This is a genomic window from Nonomuraea sp. NPDC049625 (assembly GCF_040675285.1).
Classification (GTDB): domain Bacteria; phylum Actinomycetota; class Actinomycetes; order Streptosporangiales; family Streptosporangiaceae; genus Nonomuraea; species Nonomuraea angiospora_A.
Genome location: NZ_JBFAOQ010000015.1, coordinates 177020 through 199333, shown reverse-complemented (window position 1 = coordinate 199333; position 22314 = coordinate 177020). Strand labels below are relative to the sequence as shown.

General features: G+C 72.1%; 17 protein-coding genes. 12 read left to right on the top strand and 5 right to left on the bottom strand.

Features of this window, described 5'->3' with window-relative positions:
* Positions 1-81: 81 nt before the first annotated feature.
* The gene (locus AB0J87_RS47010) at positions 82-1644 is read left to right on the top strand and encodes a cellulase family glycosylhydrolase (protein WP_363978024.1); all 1563 of its coding nucleotides are present in this window, start codon (positions 82-84) and stop codon (positions 1642-1644) included.
* 395 nt (positions 1645-2039) lie between these two features.
* Positions 2040-4904 (top strand): AAA family ATPase, encoded by a 2865-nt coding sequence (locus AB0J87_RS47005; protein ID WP_363978021.1) that lies wholly within the window; start codon positions 2040-2042, stop codon positions 4902-4904.
* Here AB0J87_RS47005 and AB0J87_RS47000 read toward each other — a convergent pair.
* A complete protein-coding gene (locus AB0J87_RS47000) occupies positions 4901-7447 on the bottom strand; it encodes a M4 family metallopeptidase (RefSeq protein WP_363978018.1) in 2547 nt (848 codons plus the stop codon). The two genes, AB0J87_RS47005 and AB0J87_RS47000, sit on opposite strands and share 4 nt — an antisense overlap.
* A gap of 250 nt (positions 7448-7697) precedes the next feature.
* Here AB0J87_RS47000 and AB0J87_RS46995 point away from each other — a divergent pair, with 250 nt between their 5' ends.
* From AB0J87_RS46995 to AB0J87_RS46985, 3 genes are all read left to right on the top strand, one after another.
* Positions 7698-10889, top strand: coding sequence for a BTAD domain-containing putative transcriptional regulator (locus AB0J87_RS46995; protein WP_363978015.1), 3192 nt, complete (start codon positions 7698-7700; stop codon positions 10887-10889).
* Between the two features lie 79 nt (positions 10890-10968).
* Positions 10969-12111, top strand: a complete 1143-nt coding sequence (locus AB0J87_RS46990; protein WP_363978012.1) for an FAD-dependent monooxygenase — start codon at positions 10969-10971, stop codon at positions 12109-12111.
* A gap of 33 nt (positions 12112-12144) precedes the next feature.
* Positions 12145-12717, top strand: coding sequence for a hypothetical protein (locus AB0J87_RS46985; protein ID WP_363978010.1), 573 nt, complete (start codon positions 12145-12147; stop codon positions 12715-12717).
* Here the strand turns inward: AB0J87_RS46985 and AB0J87_RS46980 are convergent.
* Both AB0J87_RS46980 and AB0J87_RS46975 read right to left on the bottom strand, forming a co-directional pair.
* Complete coding sequence (locus AB0J87_RS46980) at positions 12707-13525, bottom strand: SAM-dependent methyltransferase (RefSeq protein WP_363978007.1); 819 nt, start codon at positions 13523-13525, stop codon at positions 12707-12709. The two genes, AB0J87_RS46985 and AB0J87_RS46980, sit on opposite strands and share 11 nt — an antisense overlap.
* Before the next feature lie 139 nt (positions 13526-13664).
* A complete protein-coding gene (locus AB0J87_RS46975; RefSeq protein WP_350723542.1) occupies positions 13665-14606 on the bottom strand; it encodes a nitronate monooxygenase in 942 nt (313 codons plus the stop codon).
* Positions 14607-14769: 163 nt separating this feature from the next.
* Between AB0J87_RS46975 and AB0J87_RS46970 the strand changes: the two genes are divergently transcribed.
* Positions 14770-14955 carry a hypothetical protein gene (locus AB0J87_RS46970; RefSeq protein ID WP_345000866.1) on the top strand — a complete coding sequence of 62 codons (186 nt, stop codon included), beginning with the start codon at positions 14770-14772 and terminating at the stop codon, positions 14953-14955.
* 17 nt (positions 14956-14972) lie between these two features.
* Here the strand turns inward: AB0J87_RS46970 and AB0J87_RS46965 are convergent, their stop codons facing one another.
* The gene (locus AB0J87_RS46965; protein ID WP_363978003.1) at positions 14973-16073 is read right to left on the bottom strand and encodes a serine hydrolase domain-containing protein; all 1101 of its coding nucleotides are present in this window, start codon (positions 16071-16073) and stop codon (positions 14973-14975) included.
* 103 nt (positions 16074-16176) lie between these two features.
* Between AB0J87_RS46965 and AB0J87_RS46960 the strand changes: the two genes are divergently transcribed.
* A complete protein-coding gene (locus AB0J87_RS46960; protein ID WP_363978001.1) occupies positions 16177-16836 on the top strand; it encodes a TetR/AcrR family transcriptional regulator in 660 nt (219 codons plus the stop codon).
* Here the strand turns inward: AB0J87_RS46960 and AB0J87_RS46955 are convergent.
* A complete protein-coding gene (locus tag AB0J87_RS46955; RefSeq protein WP_363977998.1) occupies positions 16817-17611 on the bottom strand; it encodes an N-acetylmuramoyl-L-alanine amidase in 795 nt (264 codons plus the stop codon). The two genes, AB0J87_RS46960 and AB0J87_RS46955, sit on opposite strands and share 20 nt — an antisense overlap.
* Before the next feature lie 263 nt (positions 17612-17874).
* Here AB0J87_RS46955 and AB0J87_RS46950 point away from each other — a divergent pair, with 263 nt between their 5' ends.
* From AB0J87_RS46950 to AB0J87_RS46930, 5 genes are all read left to right on the top strand, one after another.
* The gene (locus AB0J87_RS46950; RefSeq protein ID WP_363977995.1) at positions 17875-18174 is read left to right on the top strand and encodes a GPP34 family phosphoprotein; all 300 of its coding nucleotides are present in this window, start codon (positions 17875-17877) and stop codon (positions 18172-18174) included.
* Between the two features lie 39 nt (positions 18175-18213).
* Positions 18214-18840 carry an amino acid permease gene (locus AB0J87_RS46945; RefSeq protein ID WP_363977992.1) on the top strand — a complete coding sequence of 209 codons (627 nt, stop codon included), beginning with the start codon at positions 18214-18216 and terminating at the stop codon, positions 18838-18840.
* Positions 18840-19043: a hypothetical protein gene (locus AB0J87_RS46940; protein ID WP_363977989.1), complete on the top strand. Its 204-nt coding sequence runs from the start codon at positions 18840-18842 to the stop codon at positions 19041-19043. Before AB0J87_RS46945 ends, AB0J87_RS46940 begins: the two co-directional genes overlap by 1 nt.
* Positions 19044-19065: 22 nt before the next feature.
* Positions 19066-19659, top strand: a complete 594-nt coding sequence (locus tag AB0J87_RS46935) for a GNAT family N-acetyltransferase (protein ID WP_363977986.1) — start codon at positions 19066-19068, stop codon at positions 19657-19659.
* A gap of 97 nt (positions 19660-19756) precedes the next feature.
* Entirely contained in the window at positions 19757-22267 is a 2511-nt protein-coding gene (locus AB0J87_RS46930) for a glycoside hydrolase family 9 protein (RefSeq protein WP_363977983.1), read from the top strand.
* The last annotated feature ends 47 nt before the right edge of the window (positions 22268-22314 follow it).

Here is a 22314-nt window from a genome sequence, read left to right as displayed (position 1 = left end):
GTAGAACCCACGGTGCGTTGACGAGCGTGAAGACGGCGGCCGAGCATGACGCCGCGTTCTCCCTCTCCGAAAGGCACCCCCATGCACTTGTCCAAGGCGATGACGGCCGCCCTGGCCACGCTGGTGGCCGGAGCGGCAGTCGCTGTCGCGGTGACCACCGCCGCCCCGGCAGGCGCGGCCGCCGGCACGGGCACCGGCTACCTGCACACCAGCGGCAACAAGATCGTTGACAGCACGGGCGCGACCGTGCGCCTGACCGGCCTGAACTGGTTCGGCATGGAGACCGACAACCGGACCTTCCACGGCCTGTGGTCGAGCACTCCCTGGAAGGGCCACATCGACAAGATGGCCGCGCTGGGCTACAACACCATCCGCGTGCCGTACTCCAACGACGCGCTCAAGTCCGGCGCCACGGCCACCGGTATCAACGACTACGTCAACCCCGACCTGATCGGCCTGTCGCCGCTGCAGATCCTGGACAAGATCATCGCGTACGCGGGCGGCAAGGGCATGCGGATCATCCTCGACCGCCACCGCCCGACCGCCGCGGGCCAGTCCGCGCTCTGGTACGTCGCCGCCACGCCGGAGAGCACCTGGATCAACGACTGGAAGGCGCTGGCCCAGCACTACGCGAACAACCCCACCGTCATCGGCGCCGACCTGCACAACGAGCCGCACGCCGAGGGCACCAACCCCAACGCGACCGGCTCCTGCTGGGGCTGCGGCGACCAGGCCCGCGACTGGCGGCTGGCCGCCGAGCGGGCCGGCAACGCGGTCCTTTCGGTCAACCCCAACTGGCTGATCTTCGTGGAGGGCGTGAGCTGTCCGAGCGGCGGCCTGTCCAACGTGTGGGACGGCGATCCCACCAACGACGAGGACTGCGGCTGGTGGGGCGGCAACCTGTCGAAGGCGGGCCAGTACCCGGTACGGCTCAACGTGGCCAACCGCCTGGTCTACTCGCCCCACGACTACGCGACCTCGGTCTACCACCAGACCTGGTTCGACGCCCCCGACTACCCCGCCAACCTGCCGGCCATCTGGGACAAGTACTGGGGTTACCTCTACAAGCAGAACATCGCGCCGATCATGATCGGCGAGTTCGGCACCACCCTGGCCGCGAACGTGGACAAGATCTGGCTGCAGGAGCTCCTGAAGTACACGGGGACCGGGGTGAACGGGATGTCGTTCACCTACTGGTCGTGGAACCCGAACTCCGGTGACACCGGGGGCATCCTCAACGACGACTGGACCACCGTCAACCAGGCCAAGCAGGCCATCCTCCAGCCGTACCTGATCCCGCCGACCGGCGGCACCGGGCAGCCCTCCGACACGCCCACGCCCAACCCTCCCGGGCAGTGCACGGTGACGTACAAGCAGACGGGCTCCTGGCAGGGCGGCTTCCAGGGCGAGCTGACGGTGAAGAACACCGGCACCGGCACGATCAACAACTGGGCCGTCACCTGGACGTTCCCGTCGGGGGTGACGCTGGTCAACGGCTGGAACGCGGTCGTGACCCAGTCGGGCACCACGTGGACCGCCAAGGGCCCCGACTACGCCAAGAACCTCGCCCCCGGCGCGTCGGTCGCCGTCGGCTTCACCGCCAACGGCGCGGCCGCCCAGCCCGCCGGCGCCACCTGCTCCTGACCCTTCCCACCGTCACGGGCTCCCGCCGTCGCGAGCTCCTGACCCTCCGCCGTCGCGGGCGGACGCGCTCCCGCCCGCGGCCCCCGAACGAGCGCCCGCCCCGCGATCCACGACCGAGCACCGCGGGGCGGGCGCTCGCCTGCTCTCCCCAACGGCCCTCCGCCAAGGACAGCGCCCTCCCCGAAGGCACGGCGACCCCCACGGCTGTCCCTCCCCCAAGAGACGGCAACCTTCACGACTGTCCCTCCTCCAAGGGACGGCAACCCCCTCGGCTCTCCCTCTCCCCAAAGGGACGGCAACCCTCTACGGCGGGAAGGAGGGTTGACCAAGGGTCCCACGTAGTGGATAACGGATTCCGACAAAGGGAGTAAACCTGCACTGTTACGGAGACCCCGATGGCAAGCGCGGCTTCTCCCGCATTGGTCGGGCGCGACACCCAGTTGCGGCTGCTCACCGGCGCCATCGCGGAGCCCCCCTCCGTCATCCAGGTGCAGGGCGAGGCGGGCATCGGCAAGACCAGGCTCGTCAGAGCGGCCATCGACCCCATGCGTCAAAGCGGGCGAACCGTGCTGCTCGGCCACTGCCACCAGATCCGCGAGCCGCTCCCGTACGGCCCGGTGCTCGACGCGCTCCGGGACGTCGCCCCGGCGCTCCCGCCCCAGGACCGGCTCAGCCCGCTCACCGGCGTCCTGCGCGGCCACCTGCCCGAGCTGGCCGGCCACCTCCCGCCCGCCCCCTCGCCGCCGGCGTTCGACGACCCGCGGGCCGAGCGGCACCGGCTGTTCCGGGCCGTCCACGCGCTGCTGGCCGCGGCCGGTCCCGTCGTCCTGGTCGTGGAGGACCTGCACTGGGCCGACGACGGCACCCGTGATCTGCTGCGCTTCCTCACCGACCAGCCGCCCGACGGGCTGGCGCTGGTGGTGACGTTCCGGCGGGAGGAGCTGCCGGTGCCGGGGCTGCCGTTCGGGCACGCGTACCGGCGGACTCCCGGGGTGCGCGGCGAGGTGATCTCGCTGACCCCGCTCGACGTCGAGGGCGTGCGCAGCCTCACCGGCGCGCTGCTCGGCCGGTCGGCGCCGACCCCCGAGTTCGCCGCCCGGCTGCACGAACGCACCGCGGGCGTGCCGTTCGTGATCGAGGAGGTGGTGCGCTCGCTGCTCGACGACGAGGGCCGCTTACCCGAGCCGGACGCGCTCGACCGCATGGCCGTGCCGCTGCTGCTGCGCGAGGCGATGGCCGAACGGCTCGCCGGGCTGTCACCGGCCGCGCTGCGCGTCGTGCGCGCCGCCGCCGTCCTGGGGCTGCCCGCCGACGAGACCCTGATCGCCGCCGTCTCCGCGCCCACCCCGTCCGAACCCGGGCTGGGCCAGGCGCTGGAGGCCGGCGTGCTGCTCGAGCACAAGGACGGCCAGTACGGCTTCCGCCACACCCTCGCCCAGCAGGCCGTCTACGACACGATCCCCGGCCCCGAGCGCCGCCAGATCCACCACCGGGCCATGACCGCGCTGTCCGGGCTCGACCTGCCGCCCCTCGTCCAGCTCGCCCACCACGCCCGCCGCGCCGGCGACTACGCGGCCTGGCAGCGCCACGGCGCCGCCGCCGCCGACCACGCCGCCGCGCTCGGCGACATCCCGCTCGCCGTCGAGGTGCTCGAAGGGCTGCTCGCCGACCCCAAGCTCCCCCACGACGCCCGCGGCCCGCTGGCGCTCAGGCTCAGCAGGGTCGCCGCCATCGGCCTGTCCCACCGCCGCGTCGTACGCATCCTGCGCCACCTGCTGTCGGACGACTTCCTGTCCCCGCAGGTACGCGGCCAGGCCCGGCTCAACCTGGGCGTGCTCCTGTCCAACCAGGCGGGCGCGGTCGCCGCCGGCCGCCAGGAGATCCTGGCCGCGCTCCCCGACCTGCACGACAGCCCCAGCCTGGCCGCGCGCGGGCTGGCCCTGCTGGCGATGCCCGCGTGGGGCGGCGAGCCGCTCTCCATGCACCAGGAGTGGATGGTCCAGGCGGAGAAGCTCCTCGACGACCGCGACCCCGAGCTGACCGCCGCCGTGCTGGTCAACAAGGTCACCTTCGCCATGCTGATCGGCGCGCCCGACGCCTTCGAGCTGGTCGGGGAGCTGCCGGTCAACGACCCGGCCCCGGCCGTGCGCCGCCAGGTGGCACGCGGCTACTCCAACCTGTACGACGCCGCGGTGGCGCTCGGACACTACGCGGCGGCCGAGCGGTTCGCGGACCAGAGCAGGCGCATCGCCGAGGAGACCGGCGCGCTCTACCCGGAGTTCCTGCTGGAGATGTCGTCGATCCGGCTCGACCTGCTGACCGGCCGCTGGAAGGGGCTGCGCGAGCGGGCCGTCGCCGCCGTCGAGATGTCCTTCGAGGCGCCGCTGCTGGCGGTGGACGCCCGGCTGACGCTCGGCATGCTGGCCCTGGCCAGGGGCGAGTGGGACGAGGCCGGCGAGCACCTGGAGGCGGCCGGCGTACGCGACCTGGACTCGGGCTTCCTGCCCGTCGCCGCGGCGGCCTCCGGCGGGCTGGTGGAGCTGCACCTGACCCGCGACTCCCCGGAGTCGGCGCTGCGCGAGGCCGATCTGGCGGTCGGCAGGCTCCGGCGCAAGGGCGTGTGGGTGTGGGGCGACCAGCTCGTGCCGGCCGCCGTCCTCGCACTGCTCAAGGCGGGCAGGCGGGGCGCGGCGGCGGATCTGGTGGCGGAGTTCGCGGCGGGGATCGAGGGCAGGAACGCGCCGTCCGCGGAGGCCGGGCTGGACGCCGCCAGAGGGGCACTGGCCCAGGACGCGGAGGAGGCGGCCCGCCACCACGCCAGGGCCCGGAGCGCGTATGAGGCGATGCCGCGGCCGTACGGCGCGGCGCGGGCGGCCGAGGCCGAAGCGGTCGCGCGGTTCGCGTTCGGCGACCGGGCGCGGGCCGCCGACCTCGTCGCCGACGCGGGCGAGCGGTACGCGGCGCTCGGCGCCACCCACGACGCGGCCCGCTGCCGCCACCTGCTGCGCGAGATCGATCCGACCGGGGCGCGGCGCAGGGGCCGGCGGGGCCGCAGCGGGGTGCTGTCACCCCGGGAGAGCGAGGTGGCCAGGCTGGTCGCGCTCGGCCGGACGAACCGGGAGATCGCGGAGGTGCTGTTCCTTTCGCGCCGCACGGTGGACACCCACGTGGCCAGGGTGCTGCAGAAGCTCGGCGTGCGGACGAGGGCGGACGTGCGGGAGCCCCGGCCGGACGACCGGCCGGGGCTCGTGGAGAGCTAGACGGTGATGCTCCAGGAGTCGATGAAGCCGGTGTCACCGGCGTAGACGTCCTCGATGTCGAGCACCCAGGTGCCCGCCGCCTGCTGGCTCACCGGGACGGAGAACGTCCTGGTGCCGTACTGCGTGCAGGTCGTGCCGCCGTACCTGTCGACCGCGTACCACGTGCCGCTCGGCCCGCGTACCCAGATGTCGAGGTCCTCCGCGCACGTGTGGCTGATCGTGATCGAGATCCGGACCGGTGAGGTCGCGGTGCCCGTCGCGGTGGAGGTGATCGAGCTCTGGGTGTTGTTGAAGTCGGTGATCGGATAGTTGGTGTCGTTGGTGAACGTCCGGCCGCCGGAGGTGGTCTGGACGGTCAGCGCGTACGTCGCCGTGTGCGTGCCCGTCACGCCGGTGCCCGTCACCGTGACGGTGTAGCTGCCGGCCGGAGTGGTGGGCGCGGTCGAGATCGTCAGCGTGGACGAGCCGCCCGAGGTCACCGAGGCCGGGTTGAACGCGGCCGTGGCGCCGGTCGGCAGGCCGCTGGCCGACAGGTTCACCGTCTGCGCGGTGCCCGCCGTGGTGGCCGTGCTGACCGTGGACGTGGCCGCCGAGCCCGCCTGCACCGTGCCGGACGTCGGGCTGAGCGAGATCGAGAAGTCACGCGTCGGCGGGTTCGAGCTGACGGTGAGCGCGTACGTCGCCGTGTGCGACGTCGAGCCGGTTCCCGTGACGGTGATGTTGTACGTGCCCGCCGCCGTCGACGAGCCGACCGAGAGCGTCAGCGTCGAGGAGTTGCCCGAGGTCACCGACGACGGGCTGAAGCTCGCCGTGGTGCCGCTGGGCAGCCCGGACGCGCTCAGGGTCACGGTCTGAGCGCTGCCGGAGGTGGTCTGCGTGCCGACCGTGGCCGTCGCCGAGCCGCCGGGAGCCGCGCTGCCGGAGGTCGGGCTGAGCGAGATCGAGAAGTCGCTGGTCGAGGTGCCGCACGCGGGCTCGCCCGAGGCCGCCGCCACGCTGACCGCGCTCCACGCCGCCTTGGTGGTGTTGCACTGGGCGCTGTTGGCGCCGAACAGCTCGATCGCGGCCGCGACCGAGGCGGCGCGGATGTTCGTGTAGCGCCAGGACGAGGTCTTGCGGGCCAGCGCGCCCATGTAGATCTTGCCGGCGTTCTGGATGCCGACACCGGTGACCGACGAGGGGCCGCCGGAGCAGATCGGGCTGGACGGCTTGCCGCCGCCGGGGTTGTTGCCCTCGGCCAGCAGGTAGAACCAGTGGTTCAGCGGGCCCGCCGCCGCGTGCACCTCGGTGCTCGGGATCGAGGAGGAGTAGCAGTTCGGGTCGCCGAGCGCGCTCGGGTTGTACATGTTCCGGATCGGCCCGTCGCCGACCAGGTCGACCTCCTCGCCGACCAGGTAGTCGGCCGGGTCGTTCGGGTTGGCGGCGTACGCCTCGGTGAGCGCGCCGAAGATGTCACCGGTGCCCTCGTTGATGCCGCCGTTCTCGTTGCCCGATCCGGCGCCGCCCGGGGTGGTCTGGAAGATCGCGTGCCCGAACTCGTGCGCCACGACGTCGATGGGGGTCGCCTGCCGGGCGTTGTCCTGGCTGTGGCCGAAGTTGGTGTAGCTGCCGTTCCAGTAGGCGTTCACGTCGGCGAGCCCGACCCGCGCGGGGAAGCCGCGACCGCTGCCGTTGATGCCGCTGCGGCCCAGCCAGTCGCGCAGCATGTCCCACTCGCGCTGCACGCTGTAGAGCGCGTCCACGCAGGCGGTCTCCAGGTTGGTGCCGGAGGCGTTGCCCCACGCGTCGTCGGTGCCGGTGTAGGCGCTGCCGTTCTGGCCGCCGCACTGGATGCCGGGCCTGGACGTGTCGGTCATCGAGTACGAGCTGCCGGAGCCGCTCGTCCCGATGGTGACCTGGCCGTAGTAGTAGCCGTTGCCGGTGCCGGCGCGTACGAGGTCGTACGAGTCGGCGATCTCACCGGTACGCGCGTCCACGAACACGTGCTGGATGCTCGGCTTGCCGTCGGAGATGCCGCTGACCATGGCGTCCCAGGCCAGCCTCGGCTTCTCGCCCCAGGCCAGGACGACCAGGCGGGGCGCCGCGGTGTCGTCCACGCGCGAGAGCTTGGTCCTGGCGACCTCGGTGGCCTTGGCGGCGCTGACCGTGGCCCTGGTCGGCACGTCGCCCGGGGTCGGGCCCGTCGCCGCGACCGTGTCCCGGACGTTCCCCGCCGCGTCGGTGACCACGACGGCGTCGCCGCCGACCATCGGCAGGCCCTTGTAGGTGCGCTCGTACGACACGTAGAACATGTCGGCCGCGCCCGGGGTGACCGCCACGCGGCTGTAGGCCTCGTCGGGGCCCCGGGTGAGCTCGTCGAGCTGGCTGGAGACGGCCTTGTCGGCCACCTGTGCGGCGAGCGAGGCGGGGTCACTCACGCGCGCCGTCTGCTGCTGCTGCGGTGCGGCTCCCGGAGGGGCGGCGTTCGCGGGCGGCGTCTGTAACGCCAGGGTCGTGGCCGTGGCCACGCCGACGACCGCCGCGAGTAAGGCTTTGCGTTTCACGGCTGTGCTGCTCCTTTCGAAGATCTCCCTCGGGGTCGGCGCGCTTCGTGAGCGCACGACGGCCCGCGCGCCGCACGGGGATCGCCTCGGCGGCGGGATTGCAGGGAGATTGGGGGGTGGAAGCTAGCAGTGCTGTTGCGCCTTGATGCCGCGACGCTAAACGGTCACTCCCGACTGGGAAATACGTATACGCATCGGTAGGTATACCGATAATTCCGTTTCAACTGCTCAGTTGGGGGACAATCGGGGCGTGCAATTCGGCATCCTGGGCCCGCTCCAGGTGCGCTCCCCCGGTGGCGAGCCCCTGGCGATCGGCGGTCCGCGCCCGCGTGCCCTGCTCGCGTTGCTGCTGCTCGACGCCGGCCGGATGGTGAGCGTCGAACGGCTCATCGACGGCCAGTACGGCGACCGGCCGCCCACGGAGGCCGCCAACGCCATCCAGGCGCAGATCTCCCGGCTCAGGCGGAGCCTGCCGGCCGGCCTGATCGAGTTCCACGGGGCGGGATACCGGCTGGCGGTCTCGCCGGACGACGTGGACGCGCACCGGTTCGAGCGGCTGTCCCGCGAGGGGCGCAGGCTGCTGGCGGCCGGTCGATTCCCGGGAGCCGCCTCCTCGCTGAGGGAGGCCCTGGAGCTGTGGCGGGGGCCGGCGCTCGCGGACGTGGCGGACGCGCCGTTCGCGGGGCCGCAGGCGCTCCGGCTGGAGGAGCTGCGGGTGTCGGCCATGGAGGACCTGATGGAGGCCGAGCTGGGCCTGCCCGAGGGCAGCCCGGTGGCCGCGCTGCAGGACCTGGTGGCCGCGCATCCGCTGCGCGAGCGGCCACGCGGGCTGCTGATGCGCGCGCTGGAGGCGGCGGGGCGGCCGTCCGAGGCGCTGACGGTCTTCGACGAGACACGCCGCCTGCTCGCCGACGAGCTCGGCACCGACCCCTCACCCGAGCTGGCGGCCCTGCACCTGGACATCCTGCGCGCCGAGCGGCACCAGGTCCGGCGGGTCGCACCGCCGGCCCAGCTGAACCGGCTCGTCGGGCGGGAGGAGGAGCTCGCGCGGCTGGCCGCCCTGAGCGGCGTCCGCCTGGTGACGCTCGTCGGCCCCGGCGGCATCGGCAAGACCCGCCTGGCCATCGAAGCCACCACCCGCCTCCAACCCCCGGGCACGACCGCCGCTGACAGGGGTGCGGTGCGGCGTGCCCGGGAGGCGTGCTTCGTGGACCTGTCGCTGGTGGACGGGACCGGGCAGGTGGCGGGGGCGGTGCTGGCGGCGCTCGGGTTGCGCGAGTCGGCGCTGCACGGGCTCCCCGACCCCACCGAACGCCTGGTGGCGGCGCTGGCCGAACAGGACCTCCTCCTCGTCCTGGACAACTGCGAACACGTGCTCGCCGAGGTCGCCACGCTGGCCCGCCGCCTCCTCGCCGCCGCCCCCGACCTGATGATCATGGCGACGAGCAGGGAGCCGCTGGGCATCACCGGCGAGCACCTGGTCCCTCTGGCCCCCCTGCCCACCGACCCGGCCGTCACGCTGTTCGCCGAACGGGCGGCGGCGGTGCGGCAGGAGTTCGCGGTCGGGCCCGGCAACCTGGACGCCGTCCTGCGGATCTGCGCGGCGCTGGACTGCCTGCCGCTGGCCATCGAGCTGGCGGCGGCCCGGATGCGCACGTTCGGCGTGGAGGAGATCGCCACCCGGCTGGCCGAGCACGACAGGTTCAGGCTGCTGTCGCGCGGCGACCGTACCGCCCCCATGCGCCACCAGACGCTGCACGCCATCGTGGAGTGGAGCTGGAGCCTGCTCGACGCCGAGGAGCAGGCGCTGGCCAGGCAGTTCTCCGTGTTCGCCGGGGGTGCGAGCCTGGAGGCGGTGGAACGGGTGTGCGGCGCGGACAGCGCCGACCTGCTGGCCGATCTGGTGGACAAGTCGCTGGTCGAGACCGACGGCGAGCGCTATCACATGCTCGACACCATCCGCCTGTTCTGCGCGGAGCGGCTGGCGGAGGCGGGCGAGGAGGACCGGCTGAGAGCGGCCCATGCCGCCTGGTTCCTGGAGTTCGCGCGCCGCGCCGACGGGCACCTCTACAGCGCCGAGCAGCTCCGGTGGCTGGCCCTGCTCTCGGCCGACAACGCGAACCTGCAGGCGGCGCTGCGGTGGGGCGTCGAGCACGACCCGCCGGGGGCGGCGCGGCTGGTGTCGGCGCTGGCCATGTACTGGTGGCTCAGCGGGCGGCGGGGGGAGGCGACCCCGCATGTCGTGCGCCTCCTCGACGCGACAGGGCCCGAACTGGCCGAGGAGTACGTGCTGGTGGTGCTGCACGCCGTACCCCGCGCCGACTCCCCGCACTGGAAGCAGGCCCGGACGGTCATCGGCTCGCTGGACCGGCCGATGCGGTCCCGGTTCGGCCCGGCCCTGTGGGGGATGCTCGCGGGGCCGCCCCCGCCCGGGGAGGCGGCCGCCGTCCACGTGATCGGGTCCGATCCCTGGAGCAAGGCGCTCGGACGGTTCAGCGGCGCACTGCTGGAGCTGCTGAGCGGCGGCGGCGTCGCCGGCGCGGAGCGGGGCCTGGAGTCGATGGTCGCGGAGTTCGGCGCCTTGGGTGAGCGCTGGGGCAAGACACAGGGGCTCGACTGGCTCGGGCTGATCGCGAGCTGGCGCGGCGAGTGGGGACGCGCCATGGGGCTGTGGCAGGAAGCGGTCGGCCTGCTCGAAGAGCTCGGGGCGATGGAGGAGCTGGTGGACGTGCTGCACCGGCGCGCCGAGGCGCACTGGCGGGCCGGTGACGCCCCGGCCGCCCGCGCCGACTGCGAGCGGGCCGGGGAGCTGGCGCGCCGGCTCGGGCGGCCGGAACAGACGGCATGGGTGGGTCTGCGGCTGGGCGAGATGGCCCGCCTGGAGGGTGACCTGGCGGGGGCGTCCCGCCACCTGGAGGCCGCGTTCGCCGCCTCCGAGATCGGCCTGTTCCAGGCCCACGGGGCCAGGTCGCACGTGCTGACGGCGCTCGGCCGCCTGGCCGAGGCGACCGGCGACGCCCCCGAGGCCGCGCGCCGGCACGCGGAGGCGCTGGCCATGACGTTGAATTCGCCGCTGACCACCGACCTCGCCGACGCCGTGGAAGGCCTGGCGGGCCAGTGCCTGCTGGACGCCACGGAAGACCCGGCGGGCCGGCAGCTGGACGGCGCGGCGGCGGGCAGCGGACCGGCGGAGCGGGCGGCGGTGCTGCTGGGTGTGGGGGTGGCGCTGCGCGGCATGGCCGTGGCCGGGGATCGGGACGTCGCCAGGATCGCCGCCGCCGCCACGGAGGTCCTCGGGCCCGCGGGATTCGCGGCGGCGTACTCCAAGGGAGCATCGATGAGCAGGGACGACGCGCTCGCCACCCTGATCGAGACCCCGGGCCCGGACCGCCGACCCAGCCGCCGACCCAGCCGCCGACCCAGCCGCCGACCCAGCCGCTGACCCAGCCGCTGACGGGGCCCGCCCCGGCTGTCAGCCGGTAGTCGCCCCGCTGTCAGCGGCGCTCGCGAAGCTGACGGACATGAAGAACACCAACGTCCTCATCTCCGGCGCCAGCATCGGCGGCCCCGCCCTCGCCCTCCTGCTCTCCCGCTACGGCTTCAACGTCACCGTCGTCGAGAAGGCCCCGTCGCTGCGCCCCGGCGGCCAGGCCGTCGACTTCAAGGGCCACACCCACCGCACCGTCCTGACCCGCATGGGGGTGCTCAAGGACATCGAGGCACTCCAGACCGGCGGCAGCGACCAGGTGATCGTCGACGCGGACGGCCACAAGCTGACGGTCATTCCCGGCGAGTTCACCGGCGGCGAGATCGAGATCAAGCGCGGCGACCTGTCCGGGGTCTTCTACGAGCGCACCGCCGCGAGCTGCGAGTACGTCTTCGGCGACTCGATCACCTCGCTCACCGAGACCCCCGGTGGCGTGCACGTCACCTTCGAACGCTCCGCCCCCCGCACGTTCGACCTGGTGGTGGGGGCGGACGGCATCCACTCCAACGTCCGCCGCCTCGCCTTCGGCCCCGAGGCCGACTACGTGAAGCACCTCGGCTACTACTACGCCCTGGTCGACGTCGAGGGGGAGTTCGGCACGGTCGCGAAGATGTACAACGAGCCCGGCAGGATGGCCGCCGTCGGCGGGCCGAAGGCGCCCGCGTTCTTCGTCTTCGCCTCCGAGCGCCTCGACTACGACCGGTACGACATGCGGCAGCAGAAGGACCTGCTGACCCGCGCCTACGCGGGCATGGGCTGGCAGGGCCCGGCGCTCATGGAGGCGGTGCGCCGCTCCCCGGACGTCTACCTCGACTCCCTCAGCCAGGTCACCATCGACCGCTACAGCCAGGGCCGCGTGGTGCTGCTCGGCGACGCCGCGTACGGCAACACCCTGGCCGGCTTCGGCACGGGCCTGGCCGCGGTCGGCGCGTACGTGCTCGCGGGCGAGCTCAAGCGGGCCGGCGGCGATCACCGCGTGGCCTTCGCGCAGTACGAGGAGCAGATGCGCGGATACGCCAAGGTCGCCAAGAACGGCAACGCGGGCCCCTTCCTCGCCCCCCGCACCAGGAAGGGGATCCGGATGCGGAACTGGATGTTCAAGTACGGCTTCCTGCTCGGTTGGATGATGAAGCTGACCGACAAGTTCGCGAACGACATCACGCTGAAGGAGTACTGAACCTTTCGCGCATCGACCGCATCCAACCCACACATGAACAAGATTCAGCAGCTTGCCGCCCTGTCCGTGCTGCCCGTCGCCGCGGTCTTGATCGCCCTGCCCGCCCAGGCCGCGGAGCGCCCCGCCTGCCCCGTCCCGACGAAGGCGGAGGTGAAGCGGTCGGGCGACGACAAGGTCGACCAGCCGGCCAGGGGCGCCACCGCCATCAAGGGGGTCCGCGTCAACTACATCCCGAAGGGCTTCACGTACGGCGGGGTCGTCATCAGCAAGCACGACGGCATCAGCGAGTACGGCTACCAGTGGGGGGACGAACGCCCCAACGCGGACATCAAGCAGCGCTCACTCTGGGTCAGGGTCGTGTGCTGGCCGAAGGCGAGCAAGCCGGCGCAGCTCAAGAACGGGCCGTTCGACATGGGGACGTTCTCCGGCGACACCGAGACCGTGAAGATCGGCGGCCGTCAGGTGCTCACCCAGGAGGGCGACGGCGCGCTCGGCGACGGCCGGTACGCGGGATGGGTCGAGCGCAAGGGGGTCGTCGTCACCGTGATGGCCAGCACGCCCCTCGTCCCCGAGCTCTCGAAGATCATCAAGGGGATCAAGCTCTGAGCAGGCCGACCCCGCCGTCGATGCGCAGCTGCGGGGGGCCGTCCAGAAGGGGGATGTGGGGCTCGTCGTCGCCGATGTGCCAGTCCTGGACGGGCACCAGGCCCGGCTCCATCAGCTCGAACCCGTCGAACAACTCCAGCACCTCGTCCCGCGTCCGGAACCGCGCCTGGGCGGGGGTGCCGGCCGTCGCCATCGTGAGCTGGGCGATCGCCTCGGGGGCGCTTTCCGCCATCCCGTGGGTGGCCACCAGACAGCTGCCCGGCACCATGCGCTTCCTGAAGGCGGCCACGATGCCGCCGGGGTCCTCCTCGTCCATGACGTAGTGGAGCACCCCGACCATCAGCACGCACACCGGCTGCTCGAAGTCGATCAGGCCGGTGACGCTGGGGTCGGAGAGCACGTCTTCGGGGCGGCGCAGATCGGCCTGGATGCTGGCGACACCCGGCGAGTCGGCGAGCAGCACCTGCGCGTGCAGCCGCACCACCGGGTCGTAGTCCACATAGACCACCCGGCAGGCCGGGTTCACCGAGCGGACGGTCTCGTGGATGCTGGGCGAGGTCGGGATGCCGGTGCCCAGGTCGATGAACTGCCGCAGGCCCTGCTTCGCCAGATGGCGGACGGCCTCGACCTGGAACCTGCGGTTGGCCCTGGCGACCAGACGGGTGTCCGGGGCGACCGCGAGGAGTTTCTCCGCCACTGCCCGGTCGACCGCGACGTGGTCCTTGCCGCCGAGCAGATAGTCGTACACCCGGGCGGAGCTGGGAACCGTCGGGTCCACTCCGGGCGGAACGCGTTCTAGCTCGGTCACTGGGGCCCGTCTCCTTCCACGCGTGCGACTCCGAACGCCATACTACTCGGCAGTCCCGCACGTAATAGGGCAGATTACGCAGGCAACCTCAAGCCGGACGGGCAGCCCGAACAGAACAGGTTCTGCCCTGCCCCGCCGATCAGGAGAAGCGGGCCAGGAGCTCCTCGGCGGCGGCGAAGCCGGCGACCACGTCGGCCACCGTGCGCCGCTCGCGCACCATGCCCACGGCCTGCCCCGCGTAGATGCAGGCCGTGTCGAAGTCGCCTTCGGCCCGCGCCGCCGCCTGCCGGGCCGGGGCGTCGTCGTCCGCGGCCAGCTCGTCCTCCCGCCCGGCCCACCGGTCGAAGAACGCGTTGCGCAGCGCCCGCCCGCCGAACTCGGGCGGCCAGTCCAGGCGCTGGGCGATGTCGAAGACCCGCCCGTACGCGGTGCCCGTCTCCTCGGCCGCCAGCAGGCGCTCGGTGGCCGTCTCCGACAGGGCCGTCTCCGCGCATCCCATGAAGGCCGTCCCCACCCAGGCCCCGGCGGCGCCGGCGGCCAGCACGGCGGCGAGCCCGCGCGCGGTCGAGATGCCGCCCGCCGCGAGCACCGGGACGCTCACCGCGTCGAGCACGCTCTGCAGCAGCGGCAGCGTGCCCACCGCGTCGCGCCCGTGACCGCCCGCCTCGGCCCCGCGCGCCACGACCGCGTCCACCCCGGCCTGCTCGGCGGCGCGGGCCTCGTCGGTCGTGCCCGCCTGGGTGACGACCGTGATGCCCGCCTGCCGGAGCTCCTCCACATAACGCGCGTACGGCCCGAAGCTCACGGAGACGATCGTGGGCCGGAGCTCGAGCACGGCGTCGAACTGGGCCGGGTTGCCGGCCAGCGCCCAGGCCATGAGCCCGATCCCGTACGGACCGCCGCCCGCGACGGCGGCCTCCTTGGTGATCCACTCACCCGTGGCCGCGGCGGCGACCCCGATCATGCCGAGCGCGCCCGCCTCGGAGACGGCGGCGGCCAACCGGCCCGCGCCCACCCCCGCCATCGGCGCCCCCACCACGGGCACCGCCAGGCCGAACCGTTCGGTAAGCCATGTGCGCAAGGTCATCTCCCCATAGAAAACCCCTGTTGAGACCAGTCTTCCACGGCCTTCCCGACCCCCGGACCGGAAAATACAGCCGGATGACCGATGCGCTCGCGGCACACACCTGTGCATCCTGGTGGGGAACGGCTTTCGTTCCGCAGCGGAGAGGAGTCACGAGGGCATGGACAACGCGGCAGGCCGCCCGACCGTGATCTTGGACAATGGCGTGGTCGGCAGGGTCATGCTGGCACATCCCTCCAGGCGCGACCTCGTGCTCGTGCTCGGCATGGACGGCACCCTGCTCAGCTGCCAACTCGACGACATCGCCTGTGTGGTCGGGGGCAAGCCCCTCTGCCGCGACGGCTGACCGGCGGGCCGGAGGTTCTAGGCACCGGTCACAATGCCGCCGATCAGGCTCGCGGCCGCGAAGTCGTTGGTGAGCCGGTTCTTGGTGAGCGCGAACGCGGTGCCGGTCGCCGTGTCGGCCCAGGCCGCGCTGCCGCCCGCCCCGGGCACCCCGAACACCGTCGGGCTCGCCTCGGCGGTCGAGCCGGGGCCTCCGATGCCGTACCCGAGCCCCCAGGTCGTCGGCATGCCGAACACCTCGTCGAGCCCGCTGGAGGCCACCGCCGTCGCCTCGCGCAGCCGACCGGACGGGATCAGCCGCGTCCCGTCCACCTCGCCGAGCAGCGCGGCGTACATCCGCGCGATGGCCCGGGCCGAGGTCTTGCCGCCCGCGGGGATGTCGGAGGACAGGTAGTCGCCGCGGTTGCCCAGCTCGGCGGTCGGCATCAGCGTCATCGGCCCCGCCTTGAACATCGGCAGGTCCGCCGGCATCTCGCCCCACGCCGCCGGGTCCACCGGCGCGTCCTCCAGCCTGGCCAGCCGGTGGTGCTCGGTCTCCGGCATCCCGAAGTAGAGCTCCTCGGCCACGCCCAGCGGGCCCGCCACGTCCTCCAGCAGCACCTGCGAGATGGGCTTGCCGGTGACCCGCCGGACGATCTCGCCGACCAGGAACCCGAACGTGTACGCGTGGTAGCCCACCTTCGTGCCCGGCTCCCACCACAGCTCGGCGTCCTCCAGCGCGGCGACCATCTTGTCCCAGTCGCAGACGTCCTCCGGTGTGGTGTCGAGCGGCACCCCCGGCACGCCCGCCGTGTGCGACAGCACGTGGCGCACGGTCACGCCCTGCTTGCCGTGCCGCCCGAACTCCGGCCACAGCTCCGCCACCGGGGTGTCATAACCGAACAGCCCTCGCTCGGCCAGCACATGAGCCACGGTCGCGGTGGCGCCCTTGCCGATCGAGAAGTTGTAGAAAGGCGTGTCAGCCGTGACAGGCCGCCCGGTCCCGGGGTCGGCCACGCCCGCCACCACATCCACGACCTGGACGCCGTCACGATAGACGGCCACCTGGAGCCCGCGCTCCGCGCCTGACTCGACGAGCCCGTCGGCGGCTTCCTGCACCTGCTGCTGAAGATCACTCATGTCCTGCTCTGTCCTTTTCATCGGTGGAACTAGACGGTACCGTACCCACATAAGTACGGAACTGTCTAGTACTGTGTCCTCGTCAAAGGGCGAAGGGATGGGCATGGCACCGGAAGAGGACGGCCGCACGGCACGCAAGCGCAGGCAGATCATGGATGCGGCCCGGCCGGTGTTCCTGCGCAACGGCTACGTGGGCGCGAGCATGGACGAGGTGGCGGCGCTGGCGTCGGTCTCGAAGCAGACCGTCTACAAGCACTTCACCGACAAGGAGCAGCTGTTCACGAGCATCATCCTCGACACGACGACCCAGGTCGAAGGGCTGGCCAAGCTCATCACCGCGGCGCTCGACGACAGCGAGGACCTGGCGAAGGACCTGGGCGAGCTGGCCCGCCAGTTCCTCGGCGCGCTCATGCGGCCCGACGTGCTCCGCCTGCGCCGGCTGGTGATCGCCGAGGCCGACCGGTTCCCCGACCTCGGCCGCACCTGGTACCAGCAGGGCTTCGAGCGCTCGCTGGAGACCCTGGCCGCCGCCTTCGACCGCCTCGCCGCCCGTGGCATGCTCCGCCCGGACGACCCCGAGCTGATCGCCCAGCACTTCGTGGGCCTGCTGCTGTGGGTCCCGGTGAACAAGGTCATGTTCTGGGGCGGCGGCGACCACTACACGGAGGCCGACCTCGAACGGCTCTCCGAGTCCGCCGTCGCCGCGTTCCTGCGCGCGTACGGGGCCTCCCCGACCGGCAGGGCTAGGTCAGATATTTCCTGAGCCCGGCGGCCAGGGCCACGGCCATGCGCTCGCGGAAGCCGGGGTCGGACATCTTGGCCGCGTCGCCGCGGTTGCGCATGTTGCCGCACTCGATGAACACCGCGGGGCGCACGGAGAGGTTGAGCCCGCCCAGGTCGGTGCGGGTCTGCAGCCCGTCCACGCCGGTGTAGGTGGCGTACGGCAGGCCCGTGCCGTCCCGGTAGGCGTTCCTGATGTCCACCCCGAGGCGCCGGGACGGCTTGATGATCTGGTCGTTGTGCCCGGAGACCAGCCCCGGCATGATCACGTGGAAGCCGTGCCCGCTCGGCGCGGCGCCGTCGCCGTGGATCGACAGGACCGCGTCCGCCCTGGCCTCGTTGCCGATGGCGGCCCGCTCGGTGACGCACGGGCCGACGCCCTTGTCGTCGGGCCTGGTCAGCACGACCTTGGCGCCCATCTTCTCCAGGATCGGCCTGAGCCGGCCGGCGACGTCCCAGGTGAAGGCGTGTTCGGGGTATCCGGCGTTGGTCTGCGTGCCGGTCGTGTTGCAGGGCTTCCTGCCGGTGATGATGTCGACCGGGCGGTTGATCTCCGCGGGGTGCGCGGCGTTGCCGCCGTTGTGGCCGGGGTCGATCACCACGATCTTGCCCGCGAGCGCGCCTGCGGCCGGCGTCCGGCTCGCGGACGGCGCCGCGGGCAGCGCCGCCTCCTGCGAAACGGGCACGGCGGTGCCGCACGCCGTGGTCAGCGCGGCCAGCGTGACGACCGCCACGAATCCGGTCCGGTACGCGCACATGATCCCGACCGTACCGGCTGCCGCAGGGCAAACCCAAGACCCGCCTGACCTGCGCGTTCGTGTCGCAGCACGGCTTTCCGGCACTCGAGAATTCCTCATTTTTTATCTGGCACTTTACCCAAAATCACCATTTTTCCGGACTTAGGGATAAATGGGCCTACCCGGGCGATCACGTTCTTGGTAGACATTTCCGCTGGCGGCCGAACGCCGCCGGCCGAAAGCGGGTTGTCCTTTTAAGGCGATAGTGAGCGGACCGATTCAAGGTGCTTGCCGATGATTTCTTCCTCGTCTCATGGGACACGACCGGCACGGGCAAACCCCGCCTCCACGTGCAGGGCATCGCGCTCGGCCTGGCGGGGGCCCTGATCGGCGAACTCGTGCTGCACCAGAGAATCGCCGTGCGCGGCGTGCGGCTCGACGTGATCGACTCCGAGGACGTCATGGACAAAGTGACCAATCGGGTGCTGGCCGATATCGGGGATTCGCCGCACCACACCGACGTGCGCACGTGGCTGGCGTATCTGGCGCAGCGCTCGGTCGATGACGTGGGCGCGCGGTTGTGACCTACCGCACCTGAACACCCCCACCCCCGGAGGAATCCGATGCTTCCCGTGAAGTCCGGGCCCGACCTCGTCGCCGGCGCGCTCGCCGCCGACCGGCTGGGCGCGCCCTCGGTCGTCTACTTCGTGCTCTCCGCCGCGGCGCCGCTCACCGTCGTCGCGGGCGTGGTCACCACCGCGTACGCGGTCACCGGGATCACCGGGCTGCCCGTCGCGTTCCTGGTGGTCGGGGTGGTGCTGGCGGTCTTCGCGGTCGGGTACGTGGCGATGGCCCGCCACATGGCCAACGCGGGCGCGTTCTACACCTACATCAGCCGCGGCCTGGGCCGGCCCGCGGGTATCGCGGCCGCCTGGGTGGCGCTCATCGCGTACAACGCGCTGCAGGTGGGCCTGTACGGCGCGTTCGGGACGGCGGCCACGCCGCTGCTGGAGCGCTGGCTGGGCCTCACGCCGCCCTGGTGGCTGGTCGCGCTGGTCGCGTGGGCGCTGGTCGCGGTCCTGGGCCTGATGCGGGTGGACGTGAACGGCCGCCTGCTGGCCGTGCTGCTGACCGCCGAGGTGGCGGTCATCCTGCTGTTCGACTTCGCGGACCTGGCCCACCCGGCGGCCTCCGGGTTCTCGATGGAGACGCTGTCGCCGGGCGCCCCGCCGCGCTCGCGCTGGCCGTGATGGTCTGGCTGGCGGTGACGAACTTCGCCGCACTGCTCAACGTACCCGAGAGTGATCCGTTGACCTGGATTCTGCCCAGTGTTTACGGGGTAGCTGCGGTAATTGGGGTGATTTGGGCGTTCATCCTGCGTGCCGGACAACCCGCCGTTTACTCACTGGTCGGGATGGGCGCCAAGGCGGCGACCGCCCAGGACGGCATCTGACAGAACGAGAGGAGCCTGGGCGATGAAACAGCAGACGTGGGCGATGCGGCCGGTCATCCGTCACGCGACGGCGGACGACGCGGGACGGGTGGCGGAGCTCATCGCGACCGCGTTCTCCGGGCTGAGGGTGGTGCACTACCTCGTGCCGGAGCGCAGGGAGCGGCACCGGGTCATGACCGCCAACTTCCGGATCCTCGTCGACCACGCCGTCGAGCACGGGGAGATCCACCTCATCGACGACGGGCCCGCGGTGGCGGTCTGGTTCCCGCGCACCGCGCCGCTGCCCGAGCCGCTCGACTACGACCGCCGCCTGGCCGAGACGACGGGCGAATGGGTCGAGCGCTTCCGCGTGCTCGACGAGTTGTTCGAGGCGAACCATCCGGCGGAGCCGTACCACCATCTGGCCTTCCTGGCGGTCCACCCGGACCGCCAGAACGAGGGGCTCGGCTCGGCGCTGCTGCGCTACCAGCACGCCCGGCTGGGCGGCGTGCCCGCGTACCTGGAGGCCAGCGACCCGCGCAACCGCGACCTGTACGTGCGCCACGGCTACCGGCAGAGCGAGCCGTTCGCGCTGCCGGACGGGACGCTGTTCTGGCCGATGCGCCGTCCCGCCTGAAAGTTTCAGAGTTTCCGCAGGCCGTTGACGGGACGGCGACGGGAAAGGAGGATCGGAGGGCTCCGATTGGGAGCGCTCCCAACCCCTGAGGACCTCCATGACCCGAAGCCGGGCCGCCTTACTGGCCCTCCTCACCATGGTCGCCCTGTCCCCCGCCACGACGGCACTGGCCGACGAGGGACCCGAGCAGATCGTGAACGGCACCTTCGACTCCGGAACCGCCCCCTGGTGGAGCACCGGCAACACCGCCCTCGCCATAGACGCGGGCCGGCTCTGCGCCGACATCCCCGGCGGCACCGCCAACCCGTGGGACGTGATCATCGGCCAGAACGACATCCCGCTGGTGGCGGGCGACACGTACGCGTACCGGTTCAGCGCCTCGGCGACCCCCGCCAAGGTCGGCAAGGCGCTGATCCAGCTCCCGGTGGACCCGTGGACGCAGTACCTGTCGGCGAACCCGGAGCTGAGCGTCTCGGGCAACGACCACTCCTACACGTTCACCGCCCCCGTGTCGCTGCCGAACTCCCAGGTCGTCTTCCAACTGGGCGGCAGCGCCGAGCCATGGAGGTTCTGCATGGACAACGTGTCGCTCAAAGGCGGCGCCGAACCCGAGGTGTACGAGCCCGACACGGGCCCGCGCGTCCGCGTGAACATGGTCGGCTACCTCCCCCAGGGCCCCAAGAACGCCACCGTGGTCACCTCCGCGACCACGGCCCTGGACTGGGAGCTCAAGAACGCCGACAAGCAGACGGTCGCCAAGGGCCGGACCACCCCCAGAGGCGTGGACGCCAGCTCCGGCCAGAACGTGCACACGCTCGACTTCGGCTCCTACCGCAAGCCCGGCAAGGACTACACGCTGACGGCCGACGGCGAGACGAGCCGGCCGTTCGACATCGCCGCGGACATCTACGACCAGCTCCCCACGGACGCGCTGAAGTTCTACTACACCCAGCGCAGCGGCATCGAGATCCTCGACAGCCTCAGGCCCGGCTACGCCCGGCCCGCCGGGCACGCCGGCGTCGCGCCGAACCAGGGCGACGTGAGCGTCCCCTGCCAGCCCGGCGTCTGCGACTACTCCCTCGACGTCAAGGGCGGCTGGTACGACGCCGGCGACCACGGCAAGTACGTCGTCAACGGCGGCATCTCGGTCTACCAGCTCATGGCCGCGTACGAGCGGGACAGGGCGGCCTTCAAGGACGGCCAGCTCGCCATCCCGGAGAGCGGCAACGGCAGGCCGGACATCCTGGACGAGGCCCGCTGGGAGCAGGAGTTCCTGCTGAGCATGCAGGTGCCGGAGGGCAAGCCGTTCGCGGGCATGGCCCACCACAAGATCCACGACCGGAGCTGGACGGGCCTGCCGCTGCTGCCGCACCTGGACCCGCAGCCGCGCGAGCTGCACCCCACCTCCACGGCCGCCACGCTCAACCTCGCGGCCACGGCGGCCCAGGCGGCCAGGCTGTTCGCCCCGTACGACCCGGCGTTCGCGGCCAGGAACCTCAAGGCCGCCCGCAGGGCGTGGGCCGCGGCCAAGACCAACCCGGCCAGGTACGCCGACCCGAACGACGGCACCGGCGGCGGCGCCTACAACGACGCCGACGTGAGCGACGAGTTCTACTGGGCGGCGGCGGAGCTGTTCATCACGACGGGCGAGAAGGAGTTCAAGGACTTCGTGCTGGCCTCGCCGCACCACACGGGCGACATCTGGCGTGACCGGGGCTTCGACTGGGGCAACACCGCCCAGCTCGGCCGCCTCGACCTGGCCACGGTGCCCAACGCGCTCCCCGGCCGGGCGCGGGTGCGGCAGTCCGTGGTCGAGGGGGCCGAGAAGTATCTGGCGGTCCAGCGGGCGCACCCGTACGGGCTGCCGTACAACCCGCCGGACTTCGACTGGGGCTCGAACAACCTGGTGCTGAACAACCTGGTCGTCCTGGCCACGGCGTACGACCTGACCGGCCACGAGAAGTACCGGGCGGCCGTGCGCGAGGGCATGGACTACATTCTCGGTCGTAACGCGCTCAACCACTCGTACGTGACCGGCTACGGCGAGGTGGCCTCGCACAACCAGCACAGCCGCTGGTACTCCCACCAGCTCGACCCGGCGCTGCCCAACCCGCCGCGCGGCACGCTGGCCGGTGGCCCGAACTCCGGCATCCAGGACCCGCTCGCGCAGCGGCTGCTGAAGGGCTGCAAGCCGCAGTTCTGCTACATCGACGACATCGAGTCGTGGGCGACGAACGAGCTGACCATCAACTGGAACTCCCCGCTGGCCTGGGTCTCCGCGTTCCTGGCCGACAAGAGCGGGCGGTCCGACTGCCGGGTGCGCTACACGGCGCACGGCTCGGGCCAGTTCACCGGCCAGATCGTGATCGAGAACACCGGCAGGCAGACCGTGGACGGCTGGGCCCTGCGCTGGTCCTTCCCCGGCGGCCAGCGCGTCCGGCAGGACTGGGGCGCGGCGCTGTCGCAGTCCGGCTCGGTGGTGACGGCCACGAGCTCCGGCAAGATCAAGCCGGGCAGGTCCGTGACGTTCGGCTTCGTGGCCACGAACCCCTCGGGCCCCAACCCGTCCCCCGAGGTCTTCCACCTGAACGGCGAGCGCTGCGGATGACCCCGCCAGCCCGGCGGCCTCTCCGCGAGAGGCCGCCGGGCGTTGCG

Coding starts and splice junctions, on each gene's coding strand:
- AB0J87_RS47010 (WP_363978024.1), top strand. CDS start 82: ATGCACTTGTCCAAGGCGATGACGGCCGCCCTGGCCACGCTGGTGGCC.
- AB0J87_RS47005 (WP_363978021.1), top strand. CDS start 2,040: ATGGCAAGCGCGGCTTCTCCCGCATTGGTCGGGCGCGACACCCAGTTG.
- AB0J87_RS46990 (WP_363978012.1), top strand. CDS start 10,969: ATGAAGAACACCAACGTCCTCATCTCCGGCGCCAGCATCGGCGGCCCC.
- AB0J87_RS46985 (WP_363978010.1), top strand. CDS start 12,145: ATGAACAAGATTCAGCAGCTTGCCGCCCTGTCCGTGCTGCCCGTCGCC.
- AB0J87_RS46970 (WP_345000866.1), top strand. CDS start 14,770: ATGGACAACGCGGCAGGCCGCCCGACCGTGATCTTGGACAATGGCGTG.
- AB0J87_RS46965 (WP_363978003.1), bottom strand. CDS start 16,073: ATGAGTGATCTTCAGCAGCAGGTGCAGGAAGCCGCCGACGGGCTCGTC.
- AB0J87_RS46960 (WP_363978001.1), top strand. CDS start 16,177: ATGGCACCGGAAGAGGACGGCCGCACGGCACGCAAGCGCAGGCAGATC.
- AB0J87_RS46955 (WP_363977998.1), bottom strand. CDS start 17,611: ATGTGCGCGTACCGGACCGGATTCGTGGCGGTCGTCACGCTGGCCGCG.
- AB0J87_RS46945 (WP_363977992.1), top strand. CDS start 18,214: ATGCTTCCCGTGAAGTCCGGGCCCGACCTCGTCGCCGGCGCGCTCGCC.
- AB0J87_RS46940 (WP_363977989.1), top strand. CDS start 18,840: ATGGTCTGGCTGGCGGTGACGAACTTCGCCGCACTGCTCAACGTACCC.
- AB0J87_RS46935 (WP_363977986.1), top strand. CDS start 19,066: ATGAAACAGCAGACGTGGGCGATGCGGCCGGTCATCCGTCACGCGACG.
- AB0J87_RS46930 (WP_363977983.1), top strand. CDS start 19,757: ATGACCCGAAGCCGGGCCGCCTTACTGGCCCTCCTCACCATGGTCGCC.